This is a genomic window from Flavobacterium adhaerens, assembly GCF_040045115.1.
Lineage (GTDB): Bacteria > Bacteroidota > Bacteroidia > Flavobacteriales > Flavobacteriaceae > Flavobacterium > Flavobacterium adhaerens.
Genome location: NZ_JBDLZX010000001.1, coordinates 1 through 15,288 on the forward strand (window position 1 = coordinate 1; position 15,288 = coordinate 15,288).

The 15,288-nt window shown below is 35.5% G+C and carries 10 protein-coding genes; 6 read left to right on the forward strand and 4 right to left on the reverse strand.

From position 1 onward, the window contains the following. The first annotated feature begins 126 nt into the window (after window positions 1-126). The 3 genes from ABEB18_RS00005 to ABEB18_RS00015 all read left to right on the forward strand — a co-directional run bounded on the left by ABEB18_RS00005 (window position 127) and on the right by ABEB18_RS00015 (window position 2,793). A complete protein-coding gene (locus tag ABEB18_RS00005) occupies window positions 127-681 on the forward strand; it encodes a GNAT family N-acetyltransferase (RefSeq protein WP_348796944.1) in 555 nt (184 codons plus the stop codon). Between the two features lie 17 nt (window positions 682-698). Beyond that, window positions 699-1,739, forward strand: a complete 1,041-nt coding sequence (gene mltG, locus ABEB18_RS00010) for an endolytic transglycosylase MltG (protein WP_348796945.1) — start codon at window positions 699-701, stop codon at window positions 1,737-1,739. 418 nt (window positions 1,740-2,157) lie between these two features. Then, window positions 2,158-2,793 (forward strand): peptidoglycan-binding protein LysM, encoded by a 636-nt coding sequence (locus tag ABEB18_RS00015; RefSeq protein ID WP_348796946.1) that lies wholly within the window; start codon window positions 2,158-2,160, stop codon window positions 2,791-2,793. A 320-nt stretch (window positions 2,794-3,113) separates the two neighbouring features. Here the strand turns inward: ABEB18_RS00015 and scpA are convergent, their stop codons facing one another. The 4 genes from scpA to udk all read right to left on the reverse strand — a co-directional run bounded on the left by scpA (window position 3,114) and on the right by udk (window position 7,741). Next, complete coding sequence (scpA, locus tag ABEB18_RS00020; protein ID WP_348796947.1) at window positions 3,114-5,237, reverse strand: methylmalonyl-CoA mutase; 2,124 nt, start codon at window positions 5,235-5,237, stop codon at window positions 3,114-3,116. A 69-nt stretch (window positions 5,238-5,306) separates the two neighbouring features. Then, window positions 5,307-6,671 (reverse strand): methylmalonyl-CoA mutase subunit beta, encoded by a 1,365-nt coding sequence (locus tag ABEB18_RS00025; protein ID WP_348796948.1) that lies wholly within the window; start codon window positions 6,669-6,671, stop codon window positions 5,307-5,309. A gap of 32 nt (window positions 6,672-6,703) precedes the next feature. Then, window positions 6,704-7,027, reverse strand: coding sequence for an FtsB family cell division protein (locus tag ABEB18_RS00030; protein WP_348796949.1), 324 nt, complete (start codon window positions 7,025-7,027; stop codon window positions 6,704-6,706). A 105-nt stretch (window positions 7,028-7,132) separates the two neighbouring features. Next, window positions 7,133-7,741 (reverse strand): uridine kinase, encoded by a 609-nt coding sequence (udk, locus tag ABEB18_RS00035; protein WP_348796950.1) that lies wholly within the window; start codon window positions 7,739-7,741, stop codon window positions 7,133-7,135. A 694-nt stretch (window positions 7,742-8,435) separates the two neighbouring features. On the opposite strand from udk, the gene ABEB18_RS00040 reads away from it, so the two are divergent. The 3 genes from ABEB18_RS00040 (at window position 8,436) to ABEB18_RS00050 (ending at window position 15,131) form a co-directional block, all read left to right on the forward strand. Next, entirely contained in the window at window positions 8,436-11,564 is a 3,129-nt protein-coding gene (locus ABEB18_RS00040; protein WP_348796951.1) for a SusC/RagA family TonB-linked outer membrane protein, read from the forward strand. Window positions 11,565-11,584: 20 nt separating this feature from the next. Next, the gene (locus ABEB18_RS00045; RefSeq protein WP_348796952.1) at window positions 11,585-13,054 is read left to right on the forward strand and encodes a RagB/SusD family nutrient uptake outer membrane protein; all 1,470 of its coding nucleotides are present in this window, start codon (window positions 11,585-11,587) and stop codon (window positions 13,052-13,054) included. Between the two features lie 145 nt (window positions 13,055-13,199). Continuing rightward, window positions 13,200-15,131 carry an arylsulfatase gene (locus ABEB18_RS00050; RefSeq protein ID WP_348796953.1) on the forward strand — a complete coding sequence of 644 codons (1,932 nt, stop codon included), beginning with the start codon at window positions 13,200-13,202 and terminating at the stop codon, window positions 15,129-15,131. The last annotated feature ends 157 nt before the right edge of the window (window positions 15,132-15,288 follow it).

A 15,288-nucleotide genomic window follows, 5' to 3' on the forward strand; every position in this document is an offset into this window, starting at 1 on the left:
TAGACTTCGTAATTCGTAATTTCGAATTCGTAATTCAAAAAATACGTTTCGTAATTCGTAATTTCAAATTCGTAATTTAAAAAATAGAATTCGTAATTCAAAAAAACACACTTCGTAATTAATTACATGAAAACATTAAAAGGCGATACCATTTACCTCCGTGCATTAGAACCCAATGATTTAGAGTTTATTTACGCAATGGAAAATGACCAAAGCATTTGGGAAGTAAGTAATACTCATACTCCTTATAGTCGTTTTTTGATCAAACAATATTTAAAAAATGCCCATCAGGATATCTATGAAGCCAAACAATTACGATTGGCAATTTGTCAGGATGAAGATTTTCCAGCACTTGGACTTATCGACCTATTCGATTTTGACCCACGAAACAATAGAGCAGGGGTTGGCATCGTTATCAAGGATGTCGAAAATAGAAATCAGAGCATTGGTACCGAAGCTTTGGAGCTGTTAATTCAGTATTCTTTTTACAATTTAAATTTACATCAATTGTATGCAAATATTGGATGCGAAAATGATGCGAGTATAGCACTTTTTACTAAATTTGGTTTCGAAAAAATAGGCATAAAAAAAGATTGGACTTTGGTTAATGGGATTTACAAAGACGAAGCCATTTTTCAATTAATTAATAATCAAAAAAGCGACAGTGAACTGACGCAGTAATTTTAAATTTTTAAATTTTGAATCTAAAGAAAATAGTATCATTAGTAGCTGTTACATTAATATCAATATTGATTGTTTACGGGTTTGTTTTGATGTATCAAATTTTTAGTGGTAACACTAAATTCACCGAAAAACAAGTTTATGTGTATGTACCAACAGGGTCTAATTATGAGCAAGTAAAAACCTTATTGGCTCCTTATGTAAAAGATATCAGCCGTTTTGAAATGGTCGCCAACAAAACCAGCTATCCCGAAAATGTAAAACCAGGTCGTTTTTTACTAAAAAGCGGAATGAATAGTTACGAGTTGGTCAAAGCAATGAAATTTAATGATCCAGTAAGTTTAGCTTTTAACAATCAAGAACGTTTAGAGAATTTGGCCGGACGTGTAGGTTCACAAATAGAACCAGACAGTTTAGAGCTATTAAATACGTTTAAAGATTCTATTTTCTTGAAAGAAAATGGTTTTAACGAAGAAAATGTATTTGTAATGTTTATTCCTAATACGTATGAAGTGTATTGGAATACTTCGGCAGTGAAGTTTCGCGATAAAATGATCAAAGAGTATCATAATTTTTGGAACAAAGAACGAATAGATAAAGCAGCCGCTCAAGGATTAAACCCTGTTCAAGCTACCATATTGGCTTCTATTGTTCATAAAGAATCGGTAAAAAAAGATGAAAGGCCTAGAATTGCTGGGGTTTACCTAAACCGTCTAAAACTTGAAATGCCTTTACAAGCAGATCCTACCGTTATTTTTGCAATGAAAAAGAAATCGAATGATTTTAATCAAGTTATTAAAAGGGTTTTTTATAATGATTTGATTATGAAATCTCCCTATAATACTTATGTGAATATTGGACTTCCACCAGGACCTATTGCAATGCCTGATATTACAGCACTCGAAGCAGTTTTAAATCCCGAAAAACACAATTATGTTTATTTCTGTGCAAGTGTAGATCGTTTTGGGTACCATGAGTTTGCAGCAACTTTGGAAGAACATAATAAAAATGCCGAGAAATATTCGGCTTGGATCAATAGTCAAGGAGTGCAACGATAACAAAATTGTACTGATGCTAAGAAAGCTTCAAAATTGTTTTTAAGACAGTTTTGAAGCTTTTTTTTTTGTCCAACGCTTATGCTTTGCAAATTCGATATTCGAGAATTATTTGTTTTTGGACTAAAACTATATAGGGAAATCAAAAATTTGTAAATATTTGGGTCTATTTTTGAATTTTTAGACGTTTTTACATTTTTTAAGAAAGTAGAATCCTACTTTAAAAACGAGTTTTTGGGGTGCTTTTACTTGATTTTGTTTTTTTTAACACAGCCCGAATAGCCGAACAATTAAGGACTTAGGAGTCGTTTTCGGACTGTTTGATAAGTTTAAGGGGTTGATTTTCAGCTTTATTTTTTTTTAGTCGTATATTTGCGCATAGAAATTTCATAACGTGACAGGTTCTGAAGAAAACTAATTTATGATAAAAAAATGGTATTTTTACGCAAGTTTAATTGTTGTAGTCGCTTATTTAAGCTCGGGTTTTAAAACATCAAAATTAGAATCGACCCCATGGTTTCTAATTCAAGAATCAGATGATACATCCTACTTACTACCATCATTAAATGTGACTGATTATACCAATTCTGAGATTCCCTATACTGGAAATTTCTTTATTGGCTATAAAGAGGCAATTGGCTTTAAAGAGTCGCAAGGGAAATACAAAAAAATTAATTCTCATGGTTATCTAGGAAAATACCAATTTGGTGTTGAAACTTTAAAAACTATCGGTATTAACGATAGTGCTGCTTTCCTAAACAGCCCCAAAATGCAAGAAAAAGCTTTTATTGCTCTTTTATCCCAAAACAAATGGCGTTTACGATATGTAATCGAGAAATATGAAGGTACCGTTCTAAATGGGATTCGTATTACCGAATCTGGAATTTTGGCTGCCGCACATTTGGCAGGTGCAGGTACTGTAAAAAAGTTTTTTAAACATGAGGGGAAACGTTATTTTACCGATGCTTACGGAACTTCATTAAGAAGTTATTTAGTGCGATTTGGAGGTTATGATACTTCTTTTATCAAAGCGGATGGTGCCGCAAGTGTAAAGTAAAAGTTTTTTTGAAAATGATAAAATCGCCTCTTTTGAAATATTCAAAAGAGGCGATTTTAATTGTTATTGTTTCGGTTTGAAAATATTGTTGTCTAGTAAAAAATACTTTAGAAAGTGCTTTTTGACAAAGTTTCTATTCATACTGATTTTACAAAATTATACTCTCATAAAGGTACTGAGACAGTTTTTCTTTGCGACTCTTTGACTTTGCTAGAAACATCCAAAACCGAGCTCTATTACAGGAAAACTTTGTGAAATAAACGAATTCAATACTTAGTTAAGTTTTTAAAAAGTTTTACAGGACAGCAATAATTTTGAAACTAATCTATAAGTATTTCTAAAATTTGGATGGCAGTATCACTTATTTTAGATCCAGGTCCAAAAACAGCAATTACGCCAGCGTCAAACAAGAATTGATAATCTTGTGTAGGGATTACCCCGCCCACAATTACCATAATATCTTCTCTGCCATATTTTTTTAACTCTTCGATTACTTGAGGAACTAAGGTTTTGTGACCAGCGGTTTGTGATGAAATCCCAAGAACATGAACATCATTTTCTACGGCTTGTTTAGCTACTTCGGATGGTGTTTGAAATAAAGGGCTGATATCTACGTCAAATCCAACATCGGCATAGCCAGTTGCTACAATTTTGGCTCCTCGATCATGGCCATCTTGCCCCATTTTGGCAATCATAATTCTAGGCCTGCGTCCTTCCTGTTTGGCAAAAGCGTTTGCAAGTTGTTTGGCTTTTTCAAAATTTTCATCGTCTTTCATCTCTTTGCTATATACACCTGTAAAGGATTTAATTTGGGCTTTGTGTCTGCCATAAACTATTTCTAAAGCATCACTAATTTCTCCCAATGTGCATCTGTTTCTGGCTGCTTCTATGGCAACTTCTAATAAATTCCCTTGTTTTGTTTGGGCACAGTTTGTCAATTTTTGTAATATCGATTGTGCTTTTTCAGTATCTCTTGTGGCTTTTATTTTGATTATTCTTTCAATTTGTTGTTGGCGAACCATTTGATTGTCAACTTCAAGTGTTTGTAAAGGTTCTTCTTTTTCTAAACGAAATTTATTGACACCAATTATAACATCCTGACCATTATCAATACGGGCTTGTTTGCGAGTTGCTGCTTCCTCAATTCTAAGTTTTGGGATTCCAGCTTCTATGGCTTTAGTCATTCCGCCTAATTGTTCGACTTCCTCGATAAGTTTCCATGCTTTTTGGGTGATTTCGTTTGTCAAAGTTTCGAGATAATAACTTCCAGCCCAAGGATCTACTGTTTTGGTGATTTTGGTTTCTTCTTGCAAATAGATTTGGGTATTTCGAGCTATTCGTGCAGAGAAATCAGTTGGCAAAGCGATTGCTTCGTCTAGAGCGTTGGTGTGTAAGGATTGTGTTCCTCCAAAAGCAGCTGCCGAAGCCTCGATGCAAGTTCTAGTTACATTATTGAAAGGGTCTTGCTCGGTCAAACTCCAACCCGAGGTCTGACAATGTGATCTTAGCGCTAATGATTTTTCATCCTTGGGATCGAATTGTTGTACAAGTTTTGCCCAAATCATTCTTGCGGCTCTCATTTTGGCAATTTCCATGAAATGATTCATTCCAATAGCCCAGAAAAAAGAGAGACGAGGAGCAAAATCATCTATTTTCATTCCTGTTGCTAGCCCATTTCGAATATATTCTAAACCGTCGGCAAGTGTGTAGGCCAACTCGATATCGGCAGTTGCGCCTGCTTCTTGCATGTGGTATCCCGAAATGGATATAAAATTGAATTTGGGCATTTTCTTGCTTGTAAATTCAAATATATCTGCGATAATTTTCATCGAAGGAGTAGGTGGGTAGATATAAGTATTTCGAACCATAAACTCTTTTAAGATGTCGTTTTGAATAGTACCAGAGAGTTGTTCGGGTTTTATTCCTTGCTCTTCGGCAGCAACAATATAAAATGCCAAAATGGGTAAAACGGCTCCATTCATGGTCATCGAAACCGAAATTTCATCTAAAGGGATTTGGTCGAATAATACTTTCATATCTTCGACAGTGTCTATAGCTACTCCCGATTTTCCGACATCGCCTACCACACGTTCGTGATCAGAATCGTATCCTCTGTGTGTTGGCAAATCAAAAGCTATTGAAAGCCCTTTTTGGCCTGCAGCGAGATTTCTTTTGTAAAATGCATTACTGTCTTCGGCGGTAGAAAACCCTGCATATTGACGAATTGTCCAAGGTTTACGAACATACATAGTGGTATAAGGCCCACGTAAATTAGGCGCAAATCCAGCACCAAAATCAAGATGCTCGATGTCTTCGATATCTTTTTCGGTATAGTTTTGATGAATAGCAATTCCTTCCGCAGTTTGAAAATTGGATTCCGATGAAACCGTTTCTGATGCGTTAGAATTTTCAAGATTGATATGTTGTAAATCTTTTCGTTTCATTTTTTGGCTTTGTATTCCTTTTAATCTTTACAGAGAATATTAAAAGTTGATAAGAAAGAATGTCGAAAATTATTCTTTGGATAAACGTTCTTGTTCTAATTTTTCGGATAACCTTTTTTCAATGATTGGTGTAATCAAAGTTTTTCTGGGTTTTATTTTTACAAAAGGAAACAATTCTAAATTATGCTTCATTTTGTCATTCGGATTTGGATGTTTATTGGTTCCAACTAATACTTCTTTTCCAGAATCAAATAATACTTGTTCAGCATCGGCACTTTCTTGTATTTTTTTCTTAATTGTACCCTCGTTGAGCTGCTTTAAAAATCCACCTTTTGCTTCAATATCTTTAAATAATGCTAAAGCTTTCTCTGCTAGTTGATTGGTAATGCTTTCAATATAGTAACTTCCATCGGCAGGATTGTTTACTTTATCAAAATAACTTTCGTTTTTTAGTATCAGCAATTGGTTTCGAGCAATTCGATCTCCAAATTCGTTGTCTTTATGATACAAATTGTCATAAGCTAAGTTTGATATTGCATTAGCACCACCCAAAATAGCACTCATGCATTCTGTGGTTGTGCGGAGCATATTGACATTGTAATCGTAGATGGTTTTGTTGCGCTTTGTTGGGGTAACTAATAAATGACAATCTAAATTGTACTGGTATTCCTGAGCGATTTTTTTGAAAAGTATTCGGAATGCTCTGAGTTTTGCAATTTCAAAAAAATAATTGCTTCCTACCGAAATCTGAAAAACAATTGGTTTATTTAAATCAGGAATTCTATTAAAATACTCGTTGGCATGTGCCAAGCTATAGGCAATTTGTTGAATTATTGAGGCACCAGCGTTTTGGTACAAACTACTATTGATACTGATGTAAGAAACCGAATCTGTTTCTTTTGAAAGTAGGTTTAAAGCGTCGAAATTGTTTTTTTCTGTGGTTTGATACCAATTTCCGTCTTTGGCTAACTGACCAATGGGATCTAAAAGACAATAAATAAGAATTCCTTTATCTTTGGCAATTGTATTGACTTTTTTTACCAAATCGATTGACAGGAAATGAAAATACAAATAGATTGTAATTTGTTCAAGTGGAAGGCTTTCAAGTAATTTAGAAATATCGGTTTTTTCGCTTGGAATGGTAAAGTGAAGGCTTTCGGCACCACGATTTATCGAATCGAATGCTTTATCAATTGATTTGCCAAGATCGAAAACATAGATGTTTTGGCAAATTTTGAATTGACTGGATTTGGTAGTTACTGCATAATTTTTGGAAAAATCCTCAATGTCATAAAATGGTTTTACTTTAATTCCTTCGGGTGAATTCCAGATTAAAGTTTCATTATAATCGGCTCCATTGAGCTCAAATTGAATTTTTTGCTTCCAAAGTTTAGCCGAAACAGGATCGAAACTATCGAATAAATTCTTATCCATTTTCAATTGTAATTTGGTTACGATACGATTGATTATTTTTTGGATACAGTGTCTCCTTGAAAGTGAATGATATAAATATCCTCGCTATCCTTTTTCATATAGTATTTTTCACGAGCATATCTTTCAATTTGCAAAGGATTTTTCAACTGTTTAATGTTTTCTTCATCTTTTTTGATTTCACCTTCATAATAGGTGGCATTATCTTCTAGCTCATTGATTTGTTTGTCTAAAAAACGATGCTCAAAATAAGAATAATTATCTAAGAATACCATCCAAATTATAAATAAAATGGAGACCCAAATGTATTTGTTGCTTAAAAATTTAAACCAATATTTGTCTTTAAAAGGGTTTTTCATTGGGGTATTTTGGCTAATTGTAATAGAAATCTTGACTTTGCTTTTATCGTGTAAAGGAAAACTAAATTATTAAATGTTTTACGAAACCATAAAAGTACAATAAAATTACAATATTCGTTGGTTAATTACGGCACGTACAACATCTATAGCAACTGTATTGAATCTATCATTTGGAATTATAATATCAGCAAAAGCTTTTGTGGGCTCAATAAATTGTTCGTGCATTGGCTTTAGCGTTTGTTGGTAGCGGTTTAATACTTCGTCTATATCTCTTCCTCGTTCCGAAATATCTCTCTTTAAACGTCGAATCAATCGTTCGTCAGAATCGGCATGAACATAAATTTTGATGTCAAAAAGATTTCTTATTTCGGGATTGGTAAGAATTAGAATCCCTTCTACAATCATTACTTTTCTAGGATGAGTCACTATAACATCATCTGTTCTATTGTGTTGTACAAAAGAATATACGGGTTGGTTAATAGAATTACCTGCTTTCAATTCTTTTAAATGCGCTATCAATAAATCAAAATCTATTGCTCTTGGATGATCAAAATTGATTTTGGAACGATCTTCATAACTCAAATCGTGAGTTTCTTTATAATATGAATCTTGCGCTATGACACCAACTTCGGTATCGGGTAACTCATTCATAATTTGATGTACAACTGTTGTTTTTCCAGATCCTGTTCCTCCGGCAATTCCTATGATAAGCATAACTATTTTGTTTATTTATGTTACAAAAATAGAAATATTTCTATAGTAAGAGGCTAATTTATTGTCTTCATTTTTTAGATTGATTGTCTTTATACGTTTTAAATAGATATTGGTTTGGGGTTGTTTTATAAGCGGTTAAGGAATTATAGTTGCTGAAAAAGTCAGATTTTATTAGAGTTTTATTGTGTAGAAATTATGTTTAATAATTTGTTTTTTAGGTAGTTATGTGTTTGGTTAACTTTTTTTTATGAAAAAGAGAGATTATAATTTGGAAATTAAAATATTTTCAACATATATTTGTTCTATCAAATTAGTAGGGTTAATAAAACATCTAAAAACAAAAAAATTGAAGACTATCAAATACATCCCATTTTTGAATATGCAAAAAGTATTCACATCTAACAGTCTTTGTTGGATGTGCTGTTGCAGATAAAAGCTTCATTTACTCTTCTCATCAATCGTATTGGTAAAACAATAATATCCTGATTTTTTTAGGATAGAGACTATGTATAAATATTAATCAAAACAAAGGATAATGAAAAAACGAATGTGTTGTTGTAGATAAATAAAAAAAAAGCCATTTCTGTTGCAGCAGAAATGGCAGGCTTAAAAAAGAATATTCATCTCAAAGAAAGGATAGAAAGTTGATTAATCAACCTTCGGGAATCCTTATTTATTAAACCGAAACAAAGTAATGAAAAAAAAATTAGATATACACTTGTGGTTTTTCCTTTTACTCTTCTCGATAGGGATAAATGCACAAAATACGACTCCCTTGATTCAATCAAGGCTTGATGGAAAAGTTATAGACGATGTAACCAACATTCCATTGCCTGGGGTAACAGTTTCTATCAAAGGGATTACGCACAGCGTTATCACTGATGCTGAAGGAAAGTTTTACTTTCAAACCGGACAAAAATTTCCCTATACTTTGGTAGTAACTTATATAGGATATAAAAAAGCCGAAGTTATTGTAGATGGAAGTCCAGTAACTATAAGTTTAAAACCAGATGTTCAGGAACTGAATGAGTTAGTTGTTGTGGGTTATGGTACACAGAAAAAGAAGGATATAACTGGAGCTATTGCTTCTGTTCCTAAAGCAAATTTAAGTCAAGTTACCTCATCGGCAGATAATTTACTGCGAGGTGCTGTTCCTGGAGTGGTAGTTACACAAAGTTCGGGTCGCCCTGGGGCTACTTCGAGTGTTCGAATTCGAGGTGGAAGCTCTATTACAGCAGGTAATGAGCCACTTTATGTTGTGGATGGAATCCTGATTTACAATGATAACTCGAACGGTACAGCGGGTGTGACCAATGCCGGAGCAGGTGTCAATGTATTGTCAACCATCAGCCCTGGTGATATAGAATCTATTGAAGTATTGAAAGATGCTTCGGCTACGGCTATCTATGGTTCTCGTGGTGCCAATGGGGTCGTTTTGATTACCACCAAAAAAGGAACGAAAGGCTTAGATTCTATTTCTTATCAAGGTTATTTTGGAGTTCAATCTGTTAGCAAAAAAATAGATTTATTAAATGCAAGCGAATGGGCAGAGCTGCGAAATGACATTCAGACCAGTATCGGTCAATCGCCTTCTTTTTCTTCTGAACAAATAGAGGCATTTAAAACTTCTGGGAATTATGATTGGCAATCTGAAGCTTTTAGAACAGCACCCATCCAAAACCATCAACTGACATTTTCTGGAGGAGATGATCGTTCTAGATATTCTATTTCTGCAGGATTTTTTGATCAGGATGGAGTAGTGATTGCGACCGATTTTAAGCGTATTTCACTTCGTGCAAATTATGAAAGGAACTATAGCCAAAAATTTAAATTTGGGGTAAATGCGAATTATAGCAATTCTATTTCAAATGGTATTGGAACCAATGGGGGAGCAGGAGCAGGAAGAAACCCTAATCCATTGACGGCAGTGTTATATACTCCGCCAGTAGTTCCTATCCGAAATGAAGATGGCTCTTTTAATTTGACAAATAATCCGTATGCAACGGCGGTTAATGGAATTATTCCTAATGCCATAAACGATTTGGAGAATACAACTAACGAAACCAAAATCAATAGGATTTTGACGAGTTTGTTTGGTGAATATAAAATTACCAAAGAGCTTACAGCTAAAGTTTCTGTCAGTGGAGATGTTATCAATACCAAGCAAAATTACTATGCCCCTTCTACTACAACAACTGGAGCAGGGACCAAAGGGTTGGCTTCGGTAGGGGATCGATTAGTACATTCGGTTTTGAATGAAAACACCTTGAATTACAGTACACGTTTTGGAGAAAATCATAAATTCTCAGCTTTGGCTGGATATACACTTCAATATACACAAGGAGAAGTAGTCAATGCAGGAGCTAATAATTTTGTTAATGATTTGGTTTCTTACAATGCTCTACAAGACGGTATCGCTACAAAACCTTACAGTGATGCATTCGAAAGTATTTTGAAATCGTGGTTGGCAAGAGTAAATTACTCTTACGATGGACGATACAATCTTACCCTTTCGGCTCGTGCAGATGGTTCATCACGATTTGGATCTGAGTCACTTTGGGGGTATTTTCCATCGGCTGGTTTTTCTTGGAATATTACCGAAGAAGATTTTGCAAATGATATTAAAGGTGTAGATGAGGCAAAATTACGATTGAGTGTAGGAACTACAGGAAATCAGGAAATAGGTAATTATCTTTCATTAGCCTCAGTTGGTTCTGTCAATTATGCTTTTGGAGGAACCATACAAACTGGTTTGACACCTACTCGTTTGGCTAATCCAGATTTAAAATGGGAAAAAACAACTCAATATAACATTGGTCTGGATTTGTCTTTGTTGGACAGAAAAATAAATTTTGTTTTTGATGCTTATTATAAAAAAACTGATGATCTATTAATTAATGTGCCAATTCCGTTGATTTCTGGATATTCAAGTGTTTTGCAAAACATTGGTGGGGTTGAAAATAAAGGTATCGAAATTGGTTTGACTACCGAAAACATTAAAAATGAAAAATTCTCTTGGAATTCAAACATTGTTTTTTCTGCTAATAGAAATAAAGTAGTAGAAATAGGGAATGGAGTAGATCAATTTTTTCCAGTAGTTCCGAATGGCTCATTGTTACAACAACAGCCAGTAACGGTAAAAGTAGGCTTGCCTTTGGGAACATTTTGGGGGTATCAAACTAATGGAATTTTTCAAACTCAAGAGGAAATTAATACTCAACCCAAGATTAATAGCCTTGCCAATACCAAAATTGGTGATCGAAAATACGTCGATACTAATGGCGATGGTGTAATTACGGCTCTTGATAAGCATGATTTAGGAACATCACAACCCAAATTTGTTGGAAGTTTCGGGAACACGATTGTATATAATAACTTCGATTTGAATTTTTCTTTCCAAGGAGCCTATGGCGGAAAAATATTCAATGCCTTGAACCAACAACTGGAAATTACAACATTAGGCACCAATTCGGCTTCAACGGTATTAGACCGTTGGACACCAACAAATCCTAGTAATGAAATCCCGAGAGCATCAAGTTCACCGTTGGGTATTGTCTCTGAGCGTTATGTAGAAGATGCTTCTTTTTTACGATTGAAATTGATCACATTTGGCTATACTTTTCCGAAAAGTGTTTCCAGAAAATTAGGAACTCAAAGTATCAAGTTTTATGTATCTGCCGAAAACTTAGTAACCTGGACAAAATACACTGGTTTTGATCCAGAGGTGAGTTCCTACGAACAGAATAATTTATATCCCGGAATCGATTTTGGTGCTTATCCGAATTCTAGAACATTCATTTCGGGAGTGAACGTAACTTTTTAATACAATAAAGATTTTTTAAAATGAAAAAGATAGTAACACTCATATTAAGTGCAACTTTACTTGTATCGTGCACAGATCTGGAGGTAACACCAACCTCTTTTATAACCGAAGATAATTTCTTTCAAACAGAGGATGATGCAGTAGCTAGTGTTACAGCAGTTTATTCAGCCCTGAATATCGATCCGGGAGAGCAAAGTTTATTTGGAAGAAACCTTTACTTTCTTACCGATATGGCTTCAGATTATGCTGCAGCCGGAGTATCGGCAACCAATCCGCAAGTTAGGGCTTTGAGTAGTTTGACTCACGATGCCACTTCCGACCGTGTTCAGGTGGCTTGGCGTCAAATATATAGCGGAATCAACAGAGCCAATGTCGCTATAGACAATATCCCGAGAGCCACTGCTTCTGAAGTGTTGAAAACTCGATTAATAAACGAAGCCAAGTTTATCCGAGGACTGTTGTACTTTCAAGCGGTGCGTCTTTGGGGTGGAGTGCCAATTGTTTTGCACGAACCAACTTCGATTAATATTGAAAGTTTAAAATCAAAAAGAGCTACAGTTGATGAGGTTTATACTCAAATTATATCCGATCTAACTGCCGCCGAAAGTTTGCCTGCAACTTATTCTGCTAGTGAAGCAGGAAGAGCGACTTCGGGAGCCGCCAAAGCGATTTTGACTAAAGTATATCTGACTAGAAAAGATTGGCCAAATGCGATTTTAAAAGCAAACGAAGTTATCAATGGCGGATATGGTTATGCATTGTTTGAAAACTTTCAGGATATATTCACGAAAACGAAAAAAAATGGCAAGGAGCATATTTTTTCAATACAATTTGAACCCAATCAAGCAGGAAACGGTTCCAGCGGAAGTACTTTTCAGGCGACTGCTTTTACAGGGTTTACAGCAACAGAACCAGCAGATATTATTTCGGACGTGGCCTTGTTTTACGATATATATGAAGAAGGTGATCTAAGGAGAGATGTGAGCTATAAGAAACAATTGTATAATCAGGCAACGGGTACACTTTATACTTTTCCAAAACCAATCTTCGCCAAATATTTTGATCTTTCTAATATTGCTACTCCAGCCAATGTGGCAATTAATTTCCCTTTGATTCGCTATGCCGATATTTTATTATCGCTTTCAGAAGCAATTAACGAGAAAGACGGAGTGACTCCAGAGGCTGTAGAACTGGTAAATCAAATTCGAAGAAGAGCTTTTAGTAAAGCAATAGTTACACCTGATGCATCTGTAGATTTGGCTGGACTTACCACCGAACAGTTGAGACAAGCCATTCGCGAAGAGCGCAAAAAAGAATTCGTACAGGAAGGACAACGATGGTTTGATTTGGTTCGTTGGGGAATTTTGGTAAGCGAGGTAAAAAAAGTTACAGCCAAAAACTCGGTTTCAGAACGCAATAATCTCTACCCAATTCCACAGAGTGAACGCAATATTGATCCTGTTGGTTTACCTCAAAACCCAGGTTATTAATAGAATAATTTAATTAACATAAGATTGAATATAGGAAGTAAAAATTTTTTAATTAAAATATACTAAATACATAGAATTAATAAATATTAAAACAACTAAACATTCCCTGTAGTGGGGCATTTATAAACTTTAAAAAAATAAAAAAATGAAGAAATTTAAATTCAGTTCAAGTTTCAAGAGTCCCCAGAACGGACTTTTGCTTACCGCATTATTAGCAACGCAGCTTGGGTTTTCTCAAAACCAACCTGATCCCAATTACAAAGGTGTAATTGGAAAAACATTGGCCGAGTCTAAGGAGTATTGGCCAGAACCTGTAAAAGCTCCAGCAGGAGCACCAAACGTTGTTTGGATTTTGCTGGATGATGTAGGATTTGGGGCTTCTAGTGCTTTTGGAGGTTTGATTAGTACACCAACATTTGATGCTTTGGCCAATAACGGATTACGTTACACCAATTTCCACACCACAGCAATTTGCGCACCAACCCGTGCTGCTTTGTTAACAGGCAGAAACTCAGGAAGAGTGCACGTTAGTGGTTTCTCTCATACGATTTTATCGGCTGGTTTCCCGGGTTGGGACGGACGAATTCCATCAGACAAAGGAACGATTGCTGAGATTTTAAGGGAGAACGGATACAACACTTTTGCAGTAGGTAAATATGGAGTAACACCAGATGAAGATGCTACTGATGCAGGCCCATTTGACAGATGGCCAACCGGTAAAGGATTCGATCACTTTTTTGGATTCTTAGGTTCGCAAACCGATCAGTACAAACCGGATTTAGTCGAAGATCAGGCACATGTGAAACCTGATGGAAGACATTTGAATGAGCAAATTACAGATAAGGCTATCAGTTATATCAAAGCACAACAAAAAGCGGCTCCAGGAAAACCATTCTTCTTATACTATGCACCAGGAGCAGTTCACGCACCGCATCAGGTGGAGGAAAAATGGGTGAAACCTTATGAAGGGAAATTTGATGAAGGTTGGGATGTGTACCGCGAAAAAGTATTGGCGAACCAAAAGAAATTGGGGGTAATTCCTGCCAATGCAGTACTGCCAGAGCGTAATGCTATTATTGCAGCTTGGAATAAATTGACTCCTGACCAAAAGAAAGTGTATGCCCGATTCATGGAAGTATATGCTGGATATTTGACCTATACGGATTATGAAATTGGTCGAGTGGTTAATTATCTAAAAGAAACCAATCAGTTGGATAATACTTTAATTTTTGTTGCCATTGGTGATAACGGAGCGAGTAAAGAAGGGACTCAAGTGGGTACCATCAGTCAGAGTCTTTTTGCTCAAGGGGCAACCGATGAACAAAATCTTAAATCAAATTTGGAGAAAATTGGAGAAATCGGAACAGCTCAAGGCCTGAATACGAATTATCCGTTGGGATGGGCGCAGGCCACCAATGTTCCTTTCAAAAACTGGAAACAAGATGCACATTCTGAAGGAGGAACACGTAATCCGTTGATTGTTTTTTATCCTAAAGGAATTAAAGAAAAAGGCGGCATCCGTAACCAATACAGTCACGTAACGGATATTCTTCCGACTACTTTGGAAGTAGCAGGAATCAAAGCTCCTGAAAGTATCAAAGGAATCAAACAGGATATCATTCAGGGGTCTTCGTTGGCTAGTTCTTTGAATAATGCTAAAGCCGAATCGCTTCACAAGGTGCAATATTATTACATTTTTGGTAACAGAGCCATTTACAAAGACGGTTGGAAAGCTGCAGCAGCTCACGCAAATCCTTTTACGTCACTGGTTGCTGGAGGAAAACCTCAGCCACCAAAGCCGAGTAATTTTGACGATGATGTTTGGGAATTGTACAACCTGAATGAGGATTTTAATGAGCGTAACAATTTGGCTGCTAAACATCCAGAAAAATTGGCTGAACTTAAAATACTGTTTGATGAACAGGCCAAAGAAAACAATTTGTATCCGTTGATTGATTGGTCGGATGTCTTGGCAAGAAGAATCCACAATCCGAGCGGTGATAAAAATCAAAACCTTCAGGAATTGATTAAAAAAGCAACACAATCGGATCAAACAAACAATGGAGGAACACATTGATAAGTTCAATAAAGAGTCAGGACTTTATACAAATGTAAAGTTCTGACACTTTTTTACTAACCTTTTAAAAGTTAAGAATTATGAAGTTGATAGATTTTCAGATTATAGCAAGAAAAATCCTCGTTGGATTAATAGTTTTTTTGGTTCCATTTACCAT

What these genes read in the sequence shown, in the direction of transcription:
- ABEB18_RS00040 (WP_348796951.1), top strand. Translation starts at nt 8,436, where the DNA reads ATGAAAAAAAAATTAGATATACACTTGTGGTTTTTCCTTTTACTCTTC.
- ABEB18_RS00045 (WP_348796952.1), top strand. Translation starts at nt 11,585, where the DNA reads ATGAAAAAGATAGTAACACTCATATTAAGTGCAACTTTACTTGTATCG.
- ABEB18_RS00015 (WP_348796946.1), top strand. Translation starts at nt 2,158, where the DNA reads ATGATAAAAAAATGGTATTTTTACGCAAGTTTAATTGTTGTAGTCGCT.
- ABEB18_RS00005 (WP_348796944.1), top strand. Translation starts at nt 127, where the DNA reads ATGAAAACATTAAAAGGCGATACCATTTACCTCCGTGCATTAGAACCC.
- ABEB18_RS00030 (WP_348796949.1), bottom strand. Translation starts at nt 7,027, where the DNA reads ATGAAAAACCCTTTTAAAGACAAATATTGGTTTAAATTTTTAAGCAAC.
- scpA (WP_348796947.1), bottom strand. Translation starts at nt 5,237, where the DNA reads ATGAAACGAAAAGATTTACAACATATCAATCTTGAAAATTCTAACGCA.
- ABEB18_RS00025 (WP_348796948.1), bottom strand. Translation starts at nt 6,671, where the DNA reads ATGGATAAGAATTTATTCGATAGTTTCGATCCTGTTTCGGCTAAACTT.
- ABEB18_RS00050 (WP_348796953.1), top strand. Translation starts at nt 13,200, where the DNA reads ATGAAGAAATTTAAATTCAGTTCAAGTTTCAAGAGTCCCCAGAACGGA.
- udk (WP_348796950.1), bottom strand. Translation starts at nt 7,741, where the DNA reads ATGCTTATCATAGGAATTGCCGGAGGAACAGGATCTGGAAAAACAACA.